This is a genomic window from Labrys sedimenti (assembly GCF_034424805.1).
In the GTDB taxonomy this organism is placed as follows: Bacteria; Pseudomonadota; Alphaproteobacteria; order Rhizobiales; family Labraceae; genus Labrys; species Labrys sedimenti.
In genome coordinates this window covers 1-1,675 of sequence record NZ_JAXOUF010000073.1, presented here as the reverse complement: position 1 = coordinate 1,675, position 1,675 = coordinate 1, and the positions used below count along the sequence as shown (strand labels likewise).

Sequence of the window (1,675 nt, the reverse complement as noted above, 5' to 3'; positions counted from 1 at the left end):
TCGACCTCCAAAGTCGAGATCAATGAATCAGAACGCGGCTTCCTTGGGAATCCCATTTATGGGTATGTGATCTAGAGAGGGCCGACATTCCCGTCGCAACAGCGTCATTGGGAAAGTCACTCGGATCCTGAATGATCACCTCAACCATGGCATCCAGCGCAGCGCAGCCAGCCTCACGCAGGTCCTTGGTTTTCTTCGCGCAATGAAGATTCAGTTCTTTGCTGTCGTGAAGTGGGGCTATCAGTACCCAGTGCCGAATGGGTTCTCCATGGAACAGTTTTCCGACCTCGACATGATTTTTGATAAGTTTCCCAAGATCTTTTGTAATCTTTTTCTTTTGACGTTCGGCTCTGGTCGAAATATCAACCGGCTCCTCTACCGCATAGCATTGATAAGCGGCCAGGTCCTTAGTGGAATAATAGTCTATTCCATAATCACCTTTGTGGGCCGCCGGAATTTTCTGTACATGTAGTGGGCCATGGCGGCCTTGAAGTAATACCAGGGCAAATACCTCCCAGTCATCTGGGTTCCACACCTGCATAGCACTTGACATTACGCCCCCCAAGTTCGATGTCAGTTTAACTTCAATGTGCCATGTTTCAACGGGCGTCTGTAGATAACTTGAACCGACAAGGACGCGCTATCGAGCCGTTGGGCACGCACCGTAAGTGTTAAGCGGGCATGGCTGTTGCGGTCGAGCCGCCCCGCTAACAGGTCACATCTATCGGGACTGCGTGTGTGGTCGCGATCAAGCCGAGCTACGCATGGCTGATCGTTCGGGGGGGATCCTAGCGTTATCGCATTGCCAGGAGCAGACGTTCTAAATGTCAGCGGCGGGCCACCCTAGGCTGCTCGATTGACAGGCCCAGCAAACTGCCCTGAAGCAGACCTTCCAGATGTCGGCTATGGCCACTTCCGGCCCTAGGCTTCTATCAGCGGTATGTCCGCTTCTCGTTGAACGTCCCCAATCGCGGACTGTCCGCTTTCGACCCCCGAACGGTTGTGACCCGTGCGTTTCATACCCGGCCATCAAGGCCGAGGAGAACTCACATGGGCCATTCCCAATACGATAGTCGCGAGCGAGCAGCTTGGAACGCTGGAAAGGCGGTCGGCACCAAGCGTCCGCTCACACAGAAACAAGTCGGGGCTGTACGCTTCTTCCTCGATCGCGAGTACCGCATCCGAGACCGCGCCCTCTTCGATCTCGCGATCGATAGCAAGCTTCGCGGCTGCGACTTGGTCAAGATCAGGATCCGCGATCTGGTCGCCGGACCGGAGATCAGGACTCGCGCGATTGTCGTTCAACAGAAGACGGGGCGGCCGGTCCAGTTCGAGATCACCAGCGACGTGAGAGCGAGTCTGCTGGCCTGGCTCGAACGGCGTGGCGGCACGGTTGAGGACTATGCCTTTCCGAGCAGGATCGATCGCGCACGTCACATGAGCACAAGGCAGTATGCTCGCTTGGTAGATGAGTGGGTCACCGCGATTGGTCTGCGTCCAGAGGAATATGGCACTCATTCGTTTCGTCGCACGAAGGCATCAATGATCTATAGGGCGACGGGTAACCTGCGCGCCATCTAGATCCTGCTCGGCCACTCTAGTCGTTCGTGAAGAACTCGCAAGCCGCTGATTCAGCGAGAATTTTTTAGCTTGGCAAGTATTCGCGTTTGCCGGA

1 protein-coding gene and 1 pseudogene are annotated in these 1,675 nt (G+C 55.3%); one reads left to right on the top strand and one right to left on the bottom strand.

The features are described from left to right. Window positions 1-19: 19 nt before the first annotated feature. Window positions 20-553, bottom strand: coding sequence for a hypothetical protein (locus U1R88_RS35430; RefSeq protein ID WP_322435547.1), 534 nt, complete (start codon window positions 551-553; stop codon window positions 20-22). Between the two features lie 497 nt (window positions 554-1,050). On the opposite strand from U1R88_RS35430, the pseudogene U1R88_RS35425 reads away from it, so the two are divergent. Then, a pseudogene (locus U1R88_RS35425) lies at window positions 1,051-1,578 on the top strand (tyrosine-type recombinase/integrase); the annotation flags it as partial. Between the last annotated feature and the right edge of the window lie 97 nt (window positions 1,579-1,675).

Excerpts from the sequence above, each read along its gene's own strand:
- U1R88_RS35430 (WP_322435547.1), bottom strand. The coding sequence starts at position 553 with ATGTCAAGTGCTATGCAGGTGTGGAACCCAGATGACTGGGAGGTATTT.